Annotated in this window: 15 protein-coding genes; 5 read left to right on the top strand and 10 right to left on the bottom strand. The window is 70.3% G+C overall.

Annotation, left to right across the window (positions count from 1 at the left end):
* Positions 1 to 116 precede the first annotated feature (116 nt).
* The 5 genes from H5J26_RS15615 to H5J26_RS15595 form a co-directional block, all read right to left on the bottom strand.
* The gene (locus tag H5J26_RS15615) at positions 117 to 938 is read right to left on the bottom strand and encodes a RibD family protein (RefSeq protein ID WP_181766462.1); all 822 of its coding nucleotides are present in this window, start codon (positions 936 to 938) and stop codon (positions 117 to 119) included.
* Complete coding sequence (locus H5J26_RS15610) at positions 935 to 1,660, bottom strand: creatininase family protein (RefSeq protein WP_181766461.1); 726 nt, start codon at positions 1,658 to 1,660, stop codon at positions 935 to 937. Before H5J26_RS15610 ends, H5J26_RS15615 begins: the two co-directional genes overlap by 4 nt.
* A 134-nt stretch (positions 1,661 to 1,794) precedes the next feature.
* Positions 1,795 to 3,042, bottom strand: a complete 1,248-nt coding sequence (locus tag H5J26_RS15605; RefSeq protein ID WP_210771378.1) for an alpha-hydroxy acid oxidase — start codon at positions 3,040 to 3,042, stop codon at positions 1,795 to 1,797.
* A 93-nt stretch (positions 3,043 to 3,135) separates the two neighbouring features.
* On the bottom strand, positions 3,136 to 4,566 hold the full coding sequence (locus tag H5J26_RS15600; protein WP_181766460.1) for a mannitol dehydrogenase family protein: 1,431 nt from the start codon (positions 4,564 to 4,566) through the stop codon (positions 3,136 to 3,138).
* Positions 4,563 to 5,987, bottom strand: a complete 1,425-nt coding sequence (locus tag H5J26_RS15595; protein WP_210771377.1) for an MFS transporter — start codon at positions 5,985 to 5,987, stop codon at positions 4,563 to 4,565. Before H5J26_RS15595 ends, H5J26_RS15600 begins: the two co-directional genes overlap by 4 nt.
* Before the next feature lie 107 nt (positions 5,988 to 6,094).
* Between H5J26_RS15595 and H5J26_RS15590 the strand changes: the two genes are divergently transcribed.
* Positions 6,095 to 6,871 carry an IclR family transcriptional regulator gene (locus tag H5J26_RS15590; RefSeq protein ID WP_181766459.1) on the top strand — a complete coding sequence of 259 codons (777 nt, stop codon included), beginning with the start codon at positions 6,095 to 6,097 and terminating at the stop codon, positions 6,869 to 6,871.
* Positions 6,872 to 6,946: 75 nt separating this feature from the next.
* Positions 6,947 to 8,146: an amidase gene (locus H5J26_RS15585; protein WP_181766458.1), complete on the top strand. Its 1,200-nt coding sequence runs from the start codon at positions 6,947 to 6,949 to the stop codon at positions 8,144 to 8,146.
* Positions 8,147 to 8,206: 60 nt separating this feature from the next.
* On the opposite strand, the gene H5J26_RS15580 is transcribed toward H5J26_RS15585, so the two are convergent.
* Positions 8,207 to 9,850: an AMP-binding protein gene (locus H5J26_RS15580; protein ID WP_309237932.1), complete on the bottom strand. Its 1,644-nt coding sequence runs from the start codon at positions 9,848 to 9,850 to the stop codon at positions 8,207 to 8,209.
* 111 nt (positions 9,851 to 9,961) lie between these two features.
* On the opposite strand from H5J26_RS15580, the gene H5J26_RS15575 reads away from it, so the two are divergent.
* Positions 9,962 to 10,801: a helix-turn-helix transcriptional regulator gene (locus H5J26_RS15575; protein ID WP_181766456.1), complete on the top strand. Its 840-nt coding sequence runs from the start codon at positions 9,962 to 9,964 to the stop codon at positions 10,799 to 10,801.
* Positions 10,802 to 10,867: 66 nt separating this feature from the next.
* Here the strand turns inward: H5J26_RS15575 and H5J26_RS15570 are convergent, their stop codons facing one another.
* The 3 genes from H5J26_RS15570 to H5J26_RS15560 form a co-directional block, all read right to left on the bottom strand.
* Complete coding sequence (locus H5J26_RS15570; RefSeq protein ID WP_309237931.1) at positions 10,868 to 11,410, bottom strand: hypothetical protein; 543 nt, start codon at positions 11,408 to 11,410, stop codon at positions 10,868 to 10,870.
* Between the two features lie 119 nt (positions 11,411 to 11,529).
* Entirely contained in the window at positions 11,530 to 12,135 is a 606-nt protein-coding gene (locus H5J26_RS15565) for a hypothetical protein (protein WP_181766455.1), read from the bottom strand.
* 36 nt (positions 12,136 to 12,171) lie between these two features.
* Positions 12,172 to 13,803 carry a PP2C family protein-serine/threonine phosphatase gene (locus H5J26_RS15560; protein WP_235980737.1) on the bottom strand — a complete coding sequence of 544 codons (1,632 nt, stop codon included), beginning with the start codon at positions 13,801 to 13,803 and terminating at the stop codon, positions 12,172 to 12,174.
* Between the two features lie 303 nt (positions 13,804 to 14,106).
* Here H5J26_RS15560 and H5J26_RS15555 point away from each other — a divergent pair, with 303 nt between their 5' ends.
* Positions 14,107 to 18,528, top strand: a complete 4,422-nt coding sequence (locus H5J26_RS15555) for a HAMP domain-containing protein (protein ID WP_235980736.1) — start codon at positions 14,107 to 14,109, stop codon at positions 18,526 to 18,528.
* On the top strand, positions 18,525 to 19,232 hold the full coding sequence (locus H5J26_RS15550; RefSeq protein ID WP_181766453.1) for a response regulator: 708 nt from the start codon (positions 18,525 to 18,527) through the stop codon (positions 19,230 to 19,232). The genes H5J26_RS15555 and H5J26_RS15550 overlap by 4 nt, the downstream gene beginning before the upstream one ends.
* 136 nt (positions 19,233 to 19,368) lie before the next feature.
* Here H5J26_RS15550 and H5J26_RS15545 read toward each other — a convergent pair whose 3' ends face one another.
* Positions 19,369 to 19,587, bottom strand: a complete 219-nt coding sequence (locus H5J26_RS15545; RefSeq protein WP_181766452.1) for a hypothetical protein — start codon at positions 19,585 to 19,587, stop codon at positions 19,369 to 19,371.
* Positions 19,588 to 19,809 lie beyond the last annotated feature (222 nt).

Here is a 19,809-nt window from a genome sequence, read left to right as displayed (position 1 = left end):
TTAAGTACCCCTCGCATGAGCCGGGCCACAAATCACTTCCCCTCGCTTCGCGGGGGCTCCTGTCGAGCCTGCCGGGAGCGGGCGTGCTCCTGGTCCGCTTCCTCGCGGTACGGCGTTCAGCCCGCCCGGAGGTCGAGTTCGAAGAGCATGTCCGTGCCGAGGGGGAAGAAACGAGTGCGGGGCCGCAGGGCCTCCCCCATCCGTACGGGGCCGGGGAACCGCAGCCCAGGTACTCCATCCCCCAGCAGAAGCGGCGCGACCGTGACGTAGAGCCGGTGGAGCACGTCCGCCCGCAGGAACCCCGATACGGTCGCTCCCCCGCCCTCCACAAGCACCCGGCCCATGCCGCGGCTCGCGAGCGCCTCGAGCACTAGCCGCGGCTCGAACCCGCTCTCGCCCCGCGGGAGTCGAACGACCTCGACGCCGTCCTGGCCGGCTGTGCCGGTGTCCGTGTCCTCGCCCACGATCCGCAGCGTCCGGGCCTCGCCGTCGGTGAAGACGTGGGTCCCACGGGACTGCTCCCAGGCGCGTCCCCGCGGATCGAGCACCACGCGCACCGGGTTGACGCCCGGGCAGGCGCGCACCGTCAGCCGCGGATCGTCGGCGATGGTCGTGCCGGCACCGACGAGGACCGCGTCCGACAGGGCGCGCAGCCGGTGCAGATGGAGGCGGTCCTCCTCGCCGGTGACGTAGTTGGCGTGACCCGTTCTCGTCGCGATGAAGCCGTCGATGCTCTGGCCGAGCTGGGCGTACGCGCAGCCCGGGCCGGTGAGGCAGAGCGGGGTGTAGAGGGCGGCGAGGCGGAGCGCCTCGGGTGAGGCCTCCTCGTGCCACTGCCACACGCCGTCGTCGCCCTGCACGAGGCCTGCTCCTGCTGCTTCTTCGGCGCTGCGTACGTGCAGCAGCCGCTCCCAGGCTTCCTGGGCTCCCAGGCTCACTCCCGCCCCAGGAGTCGCAGGTGCTCCTCGAAGGAGTCCGCCAGCGCGGCGAGGACGTCCTCCCCCTTGCGTGCGGTGCCCAGCGACGGCCGGCCGACGACGCCCGACTCGGTGTAAGGGCCGAGCCCGAGGGTGTGCAGGTGCCTGCGGTCGTCCGACAGCCAGTCCGCCGACTCGAATCCCTCCCGTACGACATCGGGACGCGTGTGCAGGAGGATCGAGGTCTCCAGCTCACCGGCGTGCATGTCGCTGCGCGCCGGAGTCTCCACGCCGGCCTTGGCGGACGCCTCCTCCCAGTCGGCGGAGGTGGGGAAGAGCGCCATGCGCTGTCCGTCGGCGGTGGCTTCCTGCACGACGTTGCGCAGCACGTAGTTGCCGCCGTGGCCGTTGACGAGGACGAGACCGGTGACTCCGGAGCGCCGGAGCGAGGCCGCGATGTCCCGGATGACCGCCACGAGGGTACTCGATGTGATGCTGACCGTTCCGGGCCAGGCGGAGTGCTCCTGCGAGCAGGAGAAGGTGAGCGGCGGAAGCGGCTGCACCGGGTGGGCGGCGGCGATACGGTCCACGACGGCGCAGGCGACGAGCGTGTCCGTGGCCAGCGGCATGTACGAGCCGTGCTGCTCGTAGCTGCCGACGGGCAGGACAGCCACGGTGGCCTTGCGCTCCGCCACGTCCCTGGTCGTCTCCGTCGGCAGCGCGTGGGAGGCGATGCTGTCCATGGAAGTGATGCTCCTCGAGTGCGGTGCGGGCACGATCACGCTTCCACAGAATCACCACACCCACCAGTCCCCCACGATCCGGGGGAGCCACGGGACTCCCCCGGATCCGTCTCCGCCGGTCGCAGCGGAGAGTTCTACAGCTCCACTGCCACGGGGCCGCGCCTGCTCATCAACCGCACGTGTTCGGGGCCCAGTTCGGCGACGGTGGTGACGCCGAGCAGCTTCATCGTGCGCTCGATCTCCGCGGAGAGGATCTCCACGGCACGAGTGACTCCCGCCTCGCCGCCGGCCATCAGCCCGTACAGGTAGGCGCGTCCGACAAGTGCGAAGTCCGCTCCGAGTGCGAGCGCGGCGACGATGTCCCCGCCGTTCATGATCCCGGTGTCCAGCATGACGGTGCCCCGGTCGCCTACGGCGTCGACGACGCGGGGCAGCAGGTGCAGCGGCACCGGTGCGCGGTCGAGCTGGCGGCCGCCGTGGTTGGAGACGATCACGCCGTTCGCGCCGCGCGCCATCACGTCTTCGGCGTCCTGGACGGTCTGGATCCCCTTCACCAGGATCGGGCCGTCCCATATCTCACGCAGCCACTCCAGGTCCTCGAAGGTGACCGTGGGGTCGTACAGCTTGCTGACGAGATCGGTGAGCGCGCCCTGGCCGTCCTTGTCGAAGGCGAAGGTGTACGGCTCGGTCGTCAGGAAGTTCAGCCACCACTCCCAGCGGTAGGAGGCGTCGATGAACGTCTTGAGCGTCAGCTGCGGCGGGATGGTCATGCCGTTGCGCAGGTCGCGCAGACGGTTGCCGTTCACGGGCACGTCGACGGTGACGAGGAGCGCTTCGTAGCCCGCCGCCTTGGCGTTGGCGACCAGTTCGCGGGAGAGCGCGCGGTCCTTCCAGAGGTAGAGCTGGAACCACTTGCGCGCCGAGGGTGCGCACTCGGCGACCTGCTCGATCGACGTCGTGCCCACGGTGGAGAGGGCGTAGGGGATCTGGGCGCGTTCCGCGGCCGCCACCACGGCGCGCTCGCCGGCGGAGTGCATCATGCGCGTGAAGCCGGTGGGCGCCATGCCGAACGGCAGCGCCGAGGGGGCTCCGAGCACCGTGGTGGAGGTGTCGGCCTCCGCGACGTTCCGCAGGACGCCCGGCCGGAACTCCAGGTCCTCGAAGGCCTCCCGCGCGCGGCTCACGCCGACTTCACCGTCGGCGGCGCCGTCCGTGTAGTCGAACGGGCCGGAGGGCGTGCGGCGTCGGGCGATGTCGCGCAGGTCCCAGATCGTGTGTGCGTTCGCCAGCCTCCGCGCGGTGGCGTCCTTCTGCCTCGGCTTCATCTTCAGCAGCGGGGCGATGTCCTTCGGTCGCGGAAACCGTCGTTCGAGTGCGGTCATGGTGGGATGCTCCCGGTGGCTCTGGGTCGTGCGGGTGTGCTGTTCGTGCAGGTGCCGGTGGGCTGTCGTGAGCTGACGTCGGCTGCAGGTGGGCTATCGCGTCGCCTCCAGGGCGGCGGGGACTCCCCCGGCCTCCAGCGCGGCGAGCAGTTCACCGACGGCGTCCGCGAACTCGCCGTGGTCGGCGAGCTCCCGGCCGAGTACCGCCTCATCCACGAGGCATGTCCTCACCACGTCCCGTGCCCGTCCCGCGGGGCTGCCGGCGCCGGCAGCGCGGTCACCAAGAGCGCGCAGCCGCTCGGCACCGGGATCGGGAGGCATGTCGGCGAGGCCGTCGCCCGCGGGCAGGAGCGTGCAGCGCAGCCACGCTGCGACCGTCAGCGCGAGCAGGGTGGGGACCGTGCCGCGCCGTAGGTGCCACAGGGCTGCGTCGGGCACGCGCTGGGCGAGCTTGAGCGAGCCGTCGCTGCCCACCTGTGCGGTGCGGTGCGCCAGCCGCCGGTTGGCGAAGCGGTCGTCCAACTGGCTGCGGTAGGCGCTGACGTCGAAGCCGTCGGGGAGATCGAGGGTCGGCACGTATTCGTCGCCGAGCCGGGAGACGGCGCCGGCGATCCCCTCGTCCGCCGCGGCATCGGCGATCAGGGCACGCCCCGTCAGCAGTCCGAGGTAGGCCAGCAGTGAGTGACTGCCGTTGAGGAGGCGGACCTTGACCGTCTCGTAGGCGTGCACCTGATCGGTCAGCACGGCTCCCGCCTCCTCCCATGCCGGACGCCCGGCGGCGAAGGCGTCACGCAACACCCACATGGAGAAGGGCTCCGCCGGCACCGGTTCGTCGTCGGCGACGCCCGATTCCGCGGCCAGCCTGCGGTGTTCGTCGGTCGTGGCGGGGACGATGCGGTCGACCATCGTGTCGGGGCAGCTGACCGCGCCGTCGAGGAAGGCGCGCAGCTCCGCACCGTCCCGCGGCGGCATGGCAGCGGCGAAGTCACGCAACAGCCCGGCGAGAGTGGTGCCGTTGGCGGTGATGTTGTCGCAGCTGAGGACGGTGACCGGGGTACCGGAGGAGCGGGCGCGCAGCAGCAGTCCCGCTGCCAGGCGTCCGATGGTGCTGCGCGGCGCGCCCCCTTCCAGGTCGTGGCGGATGCCCGGTGCGTCGAGGTCGAGTCGACGGGCCCCGGCGCTGATGTCGTATCCCTTCTCGGTGACGGTCAGGGAGACGATGCGGGTGCCGGGGTCGGCGATCTCCTCCACGACGCGCCGGGGTTCGTCCGCCGCCACGAACGCGTCGGTGACGCTTGCCACTTGGCGCACGGCGGTGCGCTCCGGACCGAGGCTGAGGACGCTGTAGCGCATCTCCTGACGGCGCAGCGCCTCCACGACGCCGCGGGTGTTCCCGGCGACGCCCGTGATCTCCCACGGTTCGCCGGCGCGTCCTGCGTCCTCGGTGTAGACGGCCTGGTGGGCTCGGTGGAAGTTGCCGAGCCCCAGGTGCAGGATGCGGCGGCGGCCGCGGTCTGCGTTCAAGAACGCTCCTCGGCAAGGGACTTGGACGGTGCCGCGCCCCCGCCGTGCTGCTCGTCCTCCTGCTCCACGTAGCCGTACACCTCGGGCAGCACGTAGGTGGCCGCGAGATAGCCGGTCAGCGACAGCACCGAGACGATGACCGTGGCCAGCGGAACTCCCAGGCTCTCGAACATGATCGGGAAGAAGAAGATCGTCACGAACGCGGCGAGCTTCACGAAGATGTACCCGAAGCCGGATGCCGTCGCCTTGTACCGGCTGGGCGCGACCATCGAGGCGATGGTCATGCCGTTGGACGCCGCCCAGTAGTGCCCCCACATCAGGCCTGCGGCGGCGAAGGGGACCAGCCACTTCCACTCCAGTTGGAGGAAGAGCGCGGCCAGCAGCAGCGAGACGAAGGCGCTGCCGAAGCCCCACCTGGCGATGCCGCGGTGCCCAAGGCGCGGCGTCAGCACGGGTGCCACGAAGCCGCTGACGGTGGCGACGACGTAGATGGCGCCGGTGATGAAGTTGGTGGCGCCGATCCCGGAGACGCCGGTGAGCACCAGGATCACCGGCAGGTAGAAGGCGAACGCGGCGAACTCGGCTCCCTGCATGGCGTTGGAGATCCACGCGAAGATGCTGGCCCGCCTTCGCACCGGGTCCCTCCAGATGCCCGTGAGGAAGTCGCGGGTGCGGGGCCGCTTCAGCTGGAAATCCTCGTCGGGGAGCATCGACAGGTCGTCGCCGAACATCTTCTGCGCCACGGCCTTGGCCTGCTTGAACTTGCCGCGCTGGATGAGCCACAGAGCGGTGTCGGGCACGTCCAGCCGGCCGATCAGCAGTGCGAGCGCGGGCACTGCACCCAGGCCGAGGCCGATGCGCCACAGCAGGCTGTGGTCCATGCCGCTGAGGTAGAGCACGGTGACGACCGCGATCGCGGCGATCTCACCCAGGCCGAACATGCCCTGCCAGCGGTTGCCCATCACCTCGCGCTTGCCCTTGGGCATCGTCTCCATGATGTACGCGTAGCCGGTGGAGATGTCGCTGCCGAGCGGGAAGCCCAACAGGAAGCGGACCAGCACCAGTTCCCACATGCTCGTGACGAACGACTGGGCCAGCGCGAGCACCACGAAGAGCGCCATCGTGGTGATGAAGACCTTCCGGCGGCCGAACCTGTCGGCGAACCAGCCCCCGCACACGGCGCCGATCAGCGCCCCCAGCTGCACCGCGCCGGAGGCCAGGCCGAGCATGCCGGCGCTGGGGTGGAAGTCGTCCTTGACGAACAGCAGGAGGAAGGAGATCGCGTACAGGTCCCAGGCCTCGATCAGGATCGTCGAGATCATCAGCCAGCCGGTACGGCGTCCCGCGTCGGTGCCGTGCTTGGTGAGGACGTGTCTGGCCGCGACATCCGAGAGGTGTCGTACGTCTGCCTGGGCAGTCACAAGGCCTCCTCACACATGCGGCACCGGTTTACGATTCCGGCTCACGGAACGAGATTCCGTAATCTAGAATCCAGCGCAACTTATCTGGAGACTCGTTGGTGGTGTCAATGACTTCTGCAACTCCGCCTTCCGTCAAAGAGGGTGACGGGTCAGGTCCCCGGCGGTTGTTGCGCCTGGTGGACGCGCTCTGCTCGGTACAGGGGCCGGCCCCGCTCGCCGAACTCGCCGTCTGCGCCCGCCTGTCGAAGCCCACGGCTCACCGGCTCCTGCGTGTGCTGACCGACGAGGGCTGGGCCGTCGCGCACGAGGGCGGCCGGTACGGCATCGGCCCCGCGGTGCGGGCCATGGGCGCCGCCGTCGCCGGCTCGGCCGGCCGCGACAGCGTCGAGCGAGTGATCGTGGAGCTCCAGAAGGAAGTCAGACAGACCGTCCACGTGGGCGTACGCAGCGGTGACCGGATCATCTACACGCACAAGGTCGAGGGCGACCAGCCTTTCGCCATGGCCTCGCGGATCGGCATGCATCAGCCGCTGCACTCGACGGCGATCGGCAAGTGCGTCCTCGCCGACCTGGACGAGGAGGCGTTGTCAGCGGTCCTGGAGCGCACCGGCATGGAGAGACGTACGGGCGCCACGATCACCACCCTTCCGGCGATCGCGCGCGAGCTGGCGCGAGTGCGCGAAGAGGGCTACGCCATGGACGAGGAGGAGAACGAGGCCAACGTCCGGTGCATCGCCGCTCCCGTCCGCGCGGGCGAGCACCGGGTGATCGGCGCGGTCAGCATCTCGACCGTGACCTTCGTGGTGGCGCGGGAGGAAGTGCTGGCGCTGCGTGAGGCGTTGGCCGAGACCGCCAGAAGGCTGGAGCCGCTCTTCGGCCGCTGACGCCGCGGGTACACCTTCGGACCTCGGCCCCGGCGCGTGCCTGGGCGTACGGAACCGGCTTTCCGCGGAGGCCCCATGAGCACGACGCCCGACACGGAGAAGGCGGTCTGGCGGGAGCGCGGAGCGCCGCTGGTGGCCCCGCCCCGCAGCGGCCCCCTGAGCGGAATGCGGGTGGCGGTCAAGGACGTGTACGCCGTCGCCGGGCAACGGATCGGGGCCGGCAATCCGGCCTGGCTCGCCGAGGCCGAGCCGGAGACCGCGCACGCCTGGGCGGTGAACGCTCTTCTGGACGCGGGCGCCGAGGTGACCGGCATCGCGCAGACGGACGAACTCACCTACAGCCTCGACGGGACGAACGCCCACTACGGCACGCCTCCCAACCCCGCCGCCCCGGGCCACATCCCCGGCGGCTCCTCCAGCGGACCGGCCTCCGCGGTCGCCCTGGGGGAGGCGGACGCCGGCCTGGGCAGCGACACCGCGGGCTCGATCCGGGTGCCGTCGTCGTACTGCGGGCTCTACGGGCTGCGCCCCACGCACGGCGCGGTGCCCGTCGACGGCATGGTCCCCCTGGCTCCCGGCTTCGACACCGTGGCCTGGCTGGCGCGGGACGCCGCGACTCTGGCGCGAGTGGGGGACGTGCTCCTTCCCGACCGCGGAGGCAGCGGGGCTCAGGGCCCCTTCCGCAGAGCGCTGGTGGCAGAGGAACTCCTGGCGCTCACCGCACCCGGGGTGCGTGAGGCGTTCAGCGTGGCGGCGCGGGACGTGGCCGGACGTCTCGGCCTGCGCATCGAGGAGTGCCCGCCGCTGGGCGGCGATCCGGCCTCGCGCGCGGCGGCCTTCTCCACCGCGCAGGCCGCACAGGTGTGGGAGTGCGACGGGGCATGGGTGAGCGCGCACCCCGGTGATCTCGGGCCGGGGATCGCCGACCGTTTCGCGAGGGCGTCCACGGTCTCCGAGGAGGACAGGGCGGCGGCCGAGGAGGTGGTCGGACAGACCGCGCGCAACCTCCGCACTGCCCTCGGGGAGGACGCAGTGCTCCTGCTGCCGGCGGCTTACGGACCGGCCCCGCCCGCCGGTGCGGCCACCGCGGAGCGGGACGCCGTGAGGAAGAAGACCATCCAGCTGACGTGCCTCGCGGGCAGCGCCGGACTGCCCGCTCTCGTGCTTCCCCGCATGACGGTCGACGGGCTGCCCGTGGGGCTGTGCGTCATCGCCGCCGGGGGCGCCGACCGCGCGCTGCTGGAACTGGGCCTCACGAGCAGCGAGGCGGAGTGAGGACGCGCGGATGTGCGAGCGGAGCAGCCGCCGGCAGGCCTTTCCCCGGCAGGCCGGTCGTCAGCTGGACGTGCCCGCCGCCGACGCCTCCATCGCCTCCTGGCGCAGCTCGATCTTGCGGACCTTGCCGCTGACCGTCATCGGGAACTCGGTCATCACGCGCACGTACCGCGGAACCTTGAAGTGCGCGAGCCGCCCGTCGCAGAACGAGGTGATCTCCTCGCGCGTGGGAGGGTCGCCGGGGTCGACGGGGATGATGCAGGCCATGATCTCTTCGCCGTACCGCTCGTCGGGCACGCCGACGACCTGCACGTCCGAGACCTTGGCGTGGGTGTAGAGGAACTCCTCGATCTCGCGCGGATAGACGTTCTCACCACCGCGGATGATCATGTCCTTGATGCGGCCCGTGATGGCGAGGTAGCCGTCCTCCCGCATCACCGCGAGGTCGCCCGTGTGCATCCACCGGCTCGCGTCGATGACCTCCGCGGTCCGCTCCGGCTCCTCCCAGTAGCCGAGCATCACCGAATAGCCGCGCGTGCACAGCTCGCCCGGCTCCCCGCGCGGCAGGGTCACGCCGCTGGCGGGGTCGACGACCTTGACCTCCAGGTGCGGAAGGACCCTGCCGACCGTCCCGGTGCGCCGTTCCACGTCGTCGTCGGTACGGGTCTGCGTGGAGACCGGTGACGTCTCGGTCATGCCGTAGCAGATCGCCACCTCCTCCATGTGCATCTCGGCGACGACCCGCTTCATGACCTCCACCGGGCACGGCGATCCGGCCATGATCCCGGTGCGCAGGGAGGTCAGGTCGTAGGAGCCGAAGTCGGGCAGCCCCAGCTCGGCGATGAACATCGTGGGCACCCCGTACAGGGAGGTGCAGCGCTCGTCCTGGACCGCCTGAAGGGAGGCGGCGGGCTCGAAGGAGGGCGCCGGGATGACGACGCAGGCACCGTGGCTGGTGGCCGCGAGGTTGCCCATCACCATGCCGAAGCAGTGGTAGAAGGGCACGGGCAGGCAGATCCGGTCGTGCTGGCTGTAGCCCAGCAACTCCCCCACGAAATAACCGTTGTTGAGGATGTTGTGGTGCGAGAGCGTCGCGCCCTTGGGAAAGCCCGTCGTGCCCGAGGTGTACTGGATGTTGACGGGGTCGTCACAGCTCAAGAGGGCTTCGGCGGCCTTGAGTTGCTCGTCGGTGATCTCCGCGCCGGCGTTCCTCAGCACTTCCCAGTACGGCGTGCCGATGTGCACCGTCTCCAGCAGCTGCGGGCACTCGCCCGTGACCTCCCGCGCCATCGCGCGGTAGTCGCTGGACTTGTACTCGGTGGAGGCGATGAGCATCCGCACGCCCGACTGCCGCAGTACATAGGCGAGTTCGTGCGTACGGTACGAGGGGTTGATGTTGACCATGACGGCACCGATGCGTGCCGTCGCGTACTGGACCAGCAGCCACTCCGGGCAGTTGACGGCCCAGATCCCGACGCGGTCGCCCTTGCGGATTCCGCGCGCCATCAGGGCGCGCGCGATCCGGTCGACGTCCGTGACGAACTGCGCGTAAGTCCAGCGCCTGCCCGACGCGAGGTCGACGAGCGCCTCCCGGTCGGGGTGGGCGGCCGCGGTCCGGTTGAGGTTCATGCCGATCGTCTCGCCCAGCAGCGGGGTCGTCCCGGTCCCGCTGGTGTACGAGAGTTCGATGGATTCTCCGGTCACCGGGGCCTCCTCGTCCGTGAGCTGTGGCCCTAGCATCGTGGGTGAGTGATCTGTGCCTCACCACCCCCGGACGGGGGTGATGTCGCACGGGGACCCGAGTGGGAGGTCGACATGACGGATCCGATCGAGGCCGGAGCGGTGCGGGCTGCACTCTGCCGCCTGCGACGGACGTCCAGTGTGCCCGTGGCCTTCGCCGGGATGACAGGGGAGGGACGAGGTTTCCGCATCTCCGAGATGACCGGCACCAGGACGCACGCGCTGCGAGGCCTCGCGATCGCGCCCGGAAACGGGCTGGGCGGCAAGGCGGTCACGCTGGCCAGGCCCGCCTCGGTCACCGACTACCGCTCCTCGCGCGTCATCAGCCACGAGTACGACGCGGCGGTGGCCACCGAAGGTCTGCGTTCCGTGCTGGCGGTGCCGGTGGTGGTACGCCGACGGGTACGCGGCGTGCTGTACGCGGCGCTCCGCGAGTCACTGGCGCTGGGTGACCGCGCGTTGGACACCGCTGCGGACGCCGTGCGGGAACTGGAGCAGACACTCGCCGTACGGGAGGAGGGGCAACGCCTGGCGGCCGTACAGCAGTTGCCGGCCGCCGACCCCCGCACCTGGGAGGAGATCCGGGCGGCACACGCCGATCTGCGCACGCTCGCGCAACGCGTTCCGGACGGAGAATTGCGACAGGAACTCCTGGGCGCCTGCGGCCGGTTGGCCACCGCGTGCCGGCCGGAGCAGCAGGCCGACGGACAGCCGGGTGCTGTCGCTCTCACCCCCCGCGAGACCGACGTGGTCTCCTGCGTCGCGGGAGGCGGGACGAACGCGGCCGTCGCGGCCCGCACGGGCCTGCAGCCCGAGACGGTCAAGGCCTATCTGCGGTCCGCCATGCGGAAGTTGGGCACCCACACCCGGATGGAGACTGTCGTGGAGGCCCGTCGGCTGGGGCTCATTCCCTGACCCGGGCGCTCGGCCACGTCCCTGAAGTACCGCCGTGGCGTGCCCCCGACGCCGCCGGCCCGGCCGTCAGCCCCGGCAGCGGCGCCGGTAGTAGGCCCAGGTGACGACGGCGAGCAGCGGCGCCCACAGCAGCAGCGGCATATAGCAGACGACCAGCACCAACTGCCAGAAGCCGCCCGCGAAGTCGAACCCGGCCACGTCGGGGAAGCCCCGGAACGCATAGGCCCAGATGGCCTGCAGCGCCACGGCCCCGGCCGCGGCGGGAACGACTGCCGCCATCGGATGCACCCGGCGCCCGCCCAGCAGGGGAATCCACCGCGGCACGCGCTCACCCCACGGGCGGACGAGGCCGAGGGTCAGCAGCGCCAGAAGCTCGCAGACGATACTCAGTGCGGCGATGGAGACCGCCTCCCCTCCCTCCACGTGGGCGGGAGTTCCGTCGATCACCAGGCCCATCGAGAATCCGAGTGCCAGCCCGACGCGCCACAGCCCCGAGGGCAGCGTCGCCAGGGGCACGAGGTGCGCGGCGACGACGGCCCACCGGGGCGCGGCTCTGCCGTCCCGGCTCGTCCGGTCTTCCGCTTCGTCGATCTTCGTCGTCTGTGTCACCACTTCAGAATCGGCGGGAAGCCGCCGCGTTCCGTCCCGCTGCGGAACGAACCCGCTCCCCCTGCGGGCGGTGCTCCGGTGCGGGCGCTCGTCCCCAGGAGGTAGGCCGCGGAGCGCGATCAGGAGTGGTTGCCGCGATCGTCCTCAGGTGCGAGGCGGGTGAGCACCGCTCTGCCGCGCGGCGAGAGGCGGTAGCCCGTCTCCAGGCTCTCGGTGAGTCCGAGCTCCTTGAGCTTGCGCACGTCGGCCTTGAACGGCAGTCGTTCCCGTCCGACGAGCGGGGCGAGGTCGGCGGCCCGTACGGCGGGATTCTCCGCGATCAGCGTCAGCATCCGAGTGGTCCACGGTCCCCGCCTGCTGCGGGCATCGATACGGGACAGACGGCCGGTGATCTCCTCCAGCTCCCCCGCACCCAGCTCGTCCTCCTCACGGAGCCGCACCCGCGGGTCCGTGCCGTGGTAGCGGAGGCCGATGCGGTGGATCCGCCTTTCCTCGCCCTGCTTCAGCGCGGCGAGCAGGCGCTCCCGGCTGCCGAATCCGGCACGGTGGGCGTCGTCCTCGGTGACGTCCTCCTCCGCGACGACCTCGACCTCGCCGACCGCGAGGACACCGACCGCGGTCCGCAGGAGAGCGCCGGAGGTGACCTGTGGCCGCCTCCAGTTCCGGAAGGCCAGGTCCACCTCCCCCGAGACGATCCGGTCCAGCACCTCACGCGTGAAGATCAACTTCCGCTCCCTCGGAACACCCGGCCGGTCCCGGCCTCACGCCACGACCGCGTGCAGGACGAGGATGGCCAGATCGTCCTCCACCGGCTCCGGACCGAAGTCGTGCGCCGCCTGACGCACCCGCTCCGCGACGCCCATCGCCCCCATCCCCACGCACAGCGCCAGGATCTCCGCGAGACCGTCGTCGTCATCCAGCTGGCGCTGCCCGCTTCTGCGCTCGGTCACCCCGTCGGTCACGCAGAGCAGCGACTCACCGGGGCCGAGGAAGAAGGGGAACGACGTGAACTCGCTGCCCTCGTCGATGCCCAGCAGCATCTGTGACTCCACGACGGCCGTCACCTCGCCGTCGGCCGACAGCTTCAGCGGCGGGGGATGGCCCGCGCTGGCGATGGTGCAGCGGGCGCCGCCCCTCTTCAAGTCGGGTTCCAGTTCCCCGTAGACCAGGCTCAGGAAGCGCGGCTGGGCACTCTCTCCCCCGACGGCGACGGCCTCCGCGCCCTCCTCCGCCATGGCGGCGTTCAGCCGGCTGAGGACCGACTCGACACCGTTGCCCTCACGGGCCAGCAGCCGCACCAGGTGGCGGGTCAGCCCGGTGACGGACATGGCTTCGGGGTCCTTGCCCTGCACGTCGCCGAGCAGGAAGCACCACCGGTCGTTCCCCATGGGGAAGAGGTCGTAGAAGTCCCCGCCGACGGTCTGCCCCCTGCCGTGCGGCTCGTAGACGATCGCCGACTCGACGCCGGGAGGGCTGGCGAGCGACGGGGGAAGCTGTCTGCGCTGAAGGGCACGGCTGATGCTCGTCTGACGCGTGTACTGCCGCGCGGTGACGACGGCCTGTGCGACCCGGCGCGCGACGTCCTCCACGGTCCGCGCGACGGAGTCGGTCGTCTCCGGCGGCCCGGCACGGCCGATGATCAGCGAGCCCACGCAGGAGCCGCCCGAGACCAGGGAGAAGGCCAGCGCGGAACCGCCCGCTCCGGCTGCGTCCGCACCACCGGGCCACGGCCAGGGGATGCCCACCGTCCGCAGCGAGGGTGCCGGCGGATCCGACTCCAGAGCGAAGCGGAGGGCGTCGACCCGCCGCTCGTCCCCGTGCCATACGCGGGAGAGCCGCATCCCCCCGCCTTCGGTGGTCAGCCATACGGCGCACCACTCGGCGAGACGGGGCACCAGCAGCTGACCTGCGAGGGCGGCGACCATGTCCTCGTCGAGCTGTCCGGAGAGCAGCTCGCTGGCCTCCGCCAGGAAGGCGCCGCCGCGGTCGGCCCACTCGGCCACGCGCCTCCGGTCGGCCACCTCGGAGACCGAGTGGATCTCCGCCGCGTCCAGCTCGCGGTTCAGGCTCTCGCTGAGTGATCCGGCGGTTCTGCGGCCGCTCTCGGAGAGGGTCAGACGGAACCAGACGACCTTCTCCGTACGCCGGTAGGTCACCCCCCACGACTCGGCGAGCGATCCCACGATCTGGAGGCCGAGACCGCGTCCGCCGCGGCGCCCCGGGATCTCGCCGGGGACCCGGTGCGCGGGCTGCCGGTCGGCCACCTCGACCAGCACGCCCATGACCTCGCCCCTGCCGCTTCCGGAGGTGTCCCCCAGCCCGGTCGAGGCGTCCGCGGAGGGCTCTGCCGTCTCCACCCCGCAGGCGATCTCGATCTCGGTGCCGGCATGCATGAGTGCGTTGGTGACGAGTTCACTCGCGAGGAGAACGGCGTCGTCGATGAGGCTGTCGGTCTTCTCCCGTGCAGCGGCCGAGGCGAAGGGGCCTGCGGCGATCCGCTCCGCGAACGCCTCGCGTACGAGGGTGCGCGCCCGGGACGGCGCCAGCTGGCTGGCGGGCAGTCCCGTCCGCGTAACCGGGTCGCTGAGGCCGGAGAACGGCAGTCGCACAGGTCTCTCCTGACTCGGATGAGATGGCCCGAAAGCCATTACAATAGGATAAAGGCCGTACCTCCAGGATGCTGGGAATGGAGTGCCATGGACGACCCGGATGGGCAGTCGGTGCGCTCGGCGGAACTGCGCCCGCTGCTGGGAGCCCTGAGAGCCATGTCCGACGGAGACTTCTCCGTACGGGCGGAGGCCGGGGCCGAAGGGGTCTTGGGCGAGATGGCGGGCGTCTTCAACCAGATCGCGGCCCGGAACGAGCACCTGTCCTCGGAGCTGAGGCGGGTGCGCAACGAGGTGGCCAAACAGGGCCAGCTCGATGAGCGCATAACCGCGAGCCCGGGCCAGGGGGCCTGGGCCAACACCGTGGAAGACGCCAATCAGCTCGTGGACGCGCTGGCGACTCCGGTGACGAGAGCGACCCAGGTGCTGGAAGCGGTCGCCGACGGCGACCTGACCCAGCACGTGGAGCTGCACGACGGAAGGCGCCGCCTCCACGGGGACCTGGGACGCATGGGCCGTGGGCTGAACCGGCTGGTGGACCAGCTCTCCATGTTCACCGGCGAGGTGACACGGGTCGCCCGCGAAGTGGGCACCGAGGGTCAGCTCGGCGGACGGGCGGACGTCGGGGACCTCTCCGGCGACTGGCGCCGCGTCACCGAGGCCATCAACACCATGGCGGAGCGGCTCACCGGGCAGGTGCGCGACATCGCCACCGTGACGACGGCCGTCGCGCGCGGTGACCTCACCCAGAAGGTGACCGCCGAGACCGCCGGTGAGCTCCTGGAGCTGAAGCTCACCGTGAACACGATGGTGGACCAGCTCTCCGTGTTCGCCGACGAAGTCACCCGCGTCGCACGCGAAGTCGGCACCGAAGGCAGTCTGGGCGGACAGGCCGAGGTCAGAGGTCTGTCCGGGGTATGGCGGAACCTGACCGACAACGTCAACCTCATGGCCTCCAACCTCACCGAGCAGGTCCGTAACATCGCGCAGGTCTCGACCGCCGTCGCGCGCGGCGACCTCAGCCAGAAGATCACCGTGGACGCCAAGGGCGAGATCCTCCAGCTGATGGGGACCGTGAACTCCACGGTCGACCAGCTCTCCGCGTTCGCCGACGAAGTCACCCGCGTCGCACGCGAAGTCGGCACCGAAGGAAACCTCGGCGGACAGGCCGAGGTCAGAGACGTCTCGGGCGTCTGGCGGGACCTCACCGACAACGTCAACCTCATGGCCTCGAACCTGACTTCGCAGGTCCGCAGCATCGCCCAGGTCGCCACGGCCGTGGCAGGCGGCGACCTCAGCCAGAAGATCACTGTGGACGCCAAGGGCGAGATCCTCCAGCTGAAGACCACGCTGAACACGATGGTGGACCAGCTCTCCGCGTTCGCCGACGAAGTCACCCGCGTCGCACGCGAAGTCGGCACCGAAGGAAACCTGGGCAGGCAGGCACAGGTGCGAGACGTCTCGGGCGTCTGGAAGGACCTCACCGACAGCGTCAACGTCATGGCGCTGAACCTGACTTCACAGGTCCGCAACATCGCCCAGGTGACCACCGCCGTCGCCAACGGCGACCTCTCGAAGAAGATCGACGTCGACGCACGCGGCGAGATCCTGGAGCTCAAGGACACCGTCAACACGATGGTCCACCAGCTCCGGGCGTTCTCCGACGAGGTCACGCGCGTCTCCCGTGAGGTCGGCACGGAGGGCAACCTCGGCGGCCGGGCGCAGGTGCACGGCGTGTCCGGGGTCTGGAAGGACCTCACCGACAACGTCAACTTCATGGCGACGAACCTGACTTCACAGGTCCGCAACATCGCCCAGGTCGCCACCGCCGTCGCCAACGGCGACCTCTCGAAGAAGATCGACGTCGACGCACGCGGCGAGTTCCTCGAGCTGAAGACCACCCTGAACACGATGGTCGACACCCTCTCCTCCTTCTCCTCCGAGGTGACACGTGTGGCCCGAGAGGTGGGCAGCGAGGGGCAGTTGGGCGGGCAGGCCCGGGTCGAAGGCGTCTACGGCACCTGGAAGGGCCTGACGACGAGCGTCAACGAACTCGCGCTGAACCTCACCACGCAGGTCCGCGCGATCGCGGAGGTCGCCAGCGCGGTCACCCAGGGCGACATGTCCCGCACCATCTCCGTCGACGCACGCGGCGAGGTCGCCGAGCTCAAGGACAACGTCAACGTCATGGTGGCGAACCTCCGCGAGACCACCCGTACAAAGGACTGGCTGGAGTCCAACCTGACCCGTATCGCAGGCCTGATGCAGGGCCACCGCGATCTGGTGGACGTCGCCGACCTGATCCTGCGGGAGCTGACGCCGCTGGTGAACGCGCAGGCCGGAGCGTTCTTCCTGGTCGCGCCGGGAGCGACGCCCGGCGAGGAGCTGGAGTTCATCGCCGGATACGGAACCAGCGGGCACGAGAAGGACGCTCAGGCCGACACCCCGCTGCGGGGCCTGATCGCGCAGGCCGTCTCAGAGAAGAAGCGCATCCTCATCGAGGACGCGCCTCCGGACTACGTGAGGGTGGAATCCGGGCTGGGCTCCGCGCCGGCGGCGAACATCCTGATCCTTCCGATCCTCTTCGAGGACCGCGCCCTCGGTGTGATCGAGGTGGCCTCGTTCAGCAAGTTCAACGAGATCTACCTGACGTTCATCGACCAGTTCGTGCACACCATCGGCGTCTCGATCAACACCATCCTCGCCAACGCCCGTACCGAGGTCCTGCTCTCCGAATCCCAGCGGCTCACCACGGAGCTGCGCCAGCGCTCGGACGAACTGCAGCGCACCAACGCGGAGTTGGAGGAGAAGGCGGCGCTCCTGGCCACCTCCTCCCAGTACAAGTCGGAGTTCCTGGCGAACATGTCGCACGAGCTGCGCACTCCGCTGAACTCGCTGCTGATCCTTGCCAGGCTCCTCTCCGACAACCCCGACGAGCGGCTCTCCGAGCAGGAGGTCGACTTCGCCAACACGATCTACCGCTCGGGCTCGGACCTGCTGCAGCTGATCAACGACATCCTGGACCTGTCGAAGGTCGAGGCGGGCCGGATGGACGTGCGGCCCAAGAAGCTGCCGCTGACCAAGCTCCTCGACTACGTGCACGCCACGTTCCGCCCGCTGACGATCGACCGCGGACTGGCCTTCGAGATCGCCGTCGGCGAGAACGTGCCGCGCGAGTTGTTCTCGGACGAGCAGCGCCTCCAGCAGATCCTGCGGAACCTGCTCTCCAACGCGGTGAAGTTCACCGCGTCCGGCGGCATCGAGCTGCGCGTCGAGCCCATCACTTCGAGGGAGTTCGCGGAGGAGACGCTGCGGGACGCCGACGCCGTTCTCGCCTTCTCGGTGAAGGACACCGGCAGCGGCATCCCGCCGGACAAGCTGGCTGTCATCTTCGAGGCGTTCCAGCAGTCCGACGGCACGACGAACCGCAGGTACGGCGGCACGGGTCTGGGCCTGTCCATCAGCCGGGAGATCGCCGGGCTGCTCGGCGGGCGCATCGATGTCGCCAGCGAGGAGGGCGTGGGATCGCGGTTCACGCTGTACGTGCCGGCGATGTACCCCGGCAGCACTCCCACCCCTAACCCGGTGTCCGCCTCCGCGAATCAGGCGCCCGTGACCATGGGAGACCCGGCCGCCGGCAGCATCGCTGCGACACCGCGGCCCGCAGCCCTGACGAACGGCGCGACGGGCCCGCCCCCTCCCCCCGACCGCCCGGGGGCCGCTGCAGGAAAGGGGGCCACCGCGCGCACCCCTGCCGCGTGGCCGGAGTCCGACAAGGCCGGAGCGCGGAAATCCGCACAGGCCGAGCCGTCCCGCAGCGTGGAGACCATCGGTCCCGAGCGGTACACGCCCGTGGGGCACCGCACGACGGCCGAAGAAGGCCACGACGACACCTGGCCCGAGACGACGCAGCTCAAGCGGTGGCTGAGCGGACCGGCAGGTCAAGTGCTGGCCGGGAGCAACGTGTTGATCGTCGACGACGACATCCGGAACGTCTTCGCACTCACCCACGTGCTGGGCCGGGTCGGGATCTCCGTGAAGTACGCCGAGAACGGGCGCGAGGGCCTGGACGTACTCGAGCGCTCCCCCGAGGTGGCCTTGGTCCTGATGGACATCATGATGCCGGAGATGAACGGCTACGAGGCCATACGCAGCATCCGCAGCACACCGCGGATGGCAGGACTGCCCGTCATCGCGCTCACCGCCAAGGCGATGTCGGGTGACAGCCAGAAGGCACTCGACAGCGGTGCCGACGTCTACGTGGCCAAGCCTGTGGACGTGGACGAGCTCCTGGGCGCGATGTACAACCTGCTCAGCGGGCAGAACGGCCACAAGGAGGCTCCGACGGCCCCGCCCACCGGGGACGAGGAGGCACCGCCGCCGACGTCGACGGCCACGCCCGGCACGGAGGACCCGCACGACTCCGCCTCACCGGACGGCAGCGGACCGCAGGAGCCAGCCACGGACCATCCCGGTGACGACGACGCCGATCCGCCCGGGCGGACGGCATGACGGCGCCGGCTCCGGACAGGTCGAGCATCCTGATCGTCGACGACATGGACGAGAACCTTGTCGCCCTGGAGGCCGTGCTCGGGCCCCTGGACCAGCAGTTGGTGACCGCACGCTCCGGTGAGGAAGCGCTCAAGGCGATGCTGCGCCAGGACTTCGCGGTCGTGCTCCTCGATGTGCTGATGCCCGGCATGGACGGCTTCGAGACCGCCAGCAACATCAAGCGTCTCGACCAGACCAAGGACGTGCCGATCATCCTGCTGACGGGCACCGACGTCGACGCGGACTACGCCTACCGCGGATACGCCCTGGGCGCCGCCGACTTCCTCTCCAAGCCCATCGACCCGTGGGTGCTGCGTACCAAGGTCAACGTCTTTCTCGACCTGGACCGCAAGAACCGCCAACTCGCCGTGCAGGCCGAACAGTTGCGCCGCCTGCTGGTGGCTGAGCAGACTCCCGGCAGGGCCGGCGGCGGCACGGCGGCCGTGGGCCCCCTGGAGGGGCATGGACCGGATTCCACCGGGACGCCGGGCTCCATGGGAGCCGGGACCGGGGGCGCCGAACGGCTCGCGGAGATCACCGAGAAGCTCGTCCAGATCGAACTGATGCTGCGCGACCCGGAGGCGAACGAGTCCCCCGTTCTGGCCGACCGCATCGCGGAGTTGGAGCGTGAGGTCCGCACCATGGGAGCGAACGGGGCCGGCTAGCGGCCACGCCCGCCCCAGGGTGCATCTCGCCTGTCAGCGGTGATCCTCGACTGTCCGGTCCTCGGGACCGGCACCGGTACTCGGTTCAACACCGGTTCTCGGATGAGCACCGGTTCCCGGTTGTCAGCGGTCCACTTCAGCGGTCGTTCAGGTACACGTCCGTCGACACGCTGCCCATGTCCCGGCCGACGCGCGCACGGCGCCGCCCCTCACGGATCCCCGTGCGGGCCGCCGACTCGATGCGAATGCCGTCGGCACTCAACTCGCCGCGACGGCGCTCCCTGCGGACCAGCACCGCCGTCAGCCATCCGATGACCGCCGCGATCACAGCCGCAAGCGCCAGAATCAGAATCATCAGTCCCCCTTTGTTCCCCTGAGGACCAGTGTCCGGCGATGCGCCGACCGGCGCCAGAGCGCCTGCGTTCAGCCCCTCTCGACGACGCCCTCGGGCAGCCCGGTGACCTGCGGGGTCCCTTCACCGTCCACCCGTACGGAGAACTCCGCCTCCCCCAGACGCAGGCCGCTCGCCTCCAACGGCCGGTAACCGGCGGCCATTTCGGGCCGCACGGTGATCCGG

This window comes from Streptomyces albidus (ex Kaewkla and Franco 2022) (assembly GCF_013870515.1).
Classification (GTDB): domain Bacteria; phylum Actinomycetota; class Actinomycetes; order Streptomycetales; family Streptomycetaceae; genus Streptomyces; species Streptomyces albidus.
Note: the sequence above shows the minus strand (reverse complement) of the source record. Positions and strands in the feature narration are given on the sequence as shown.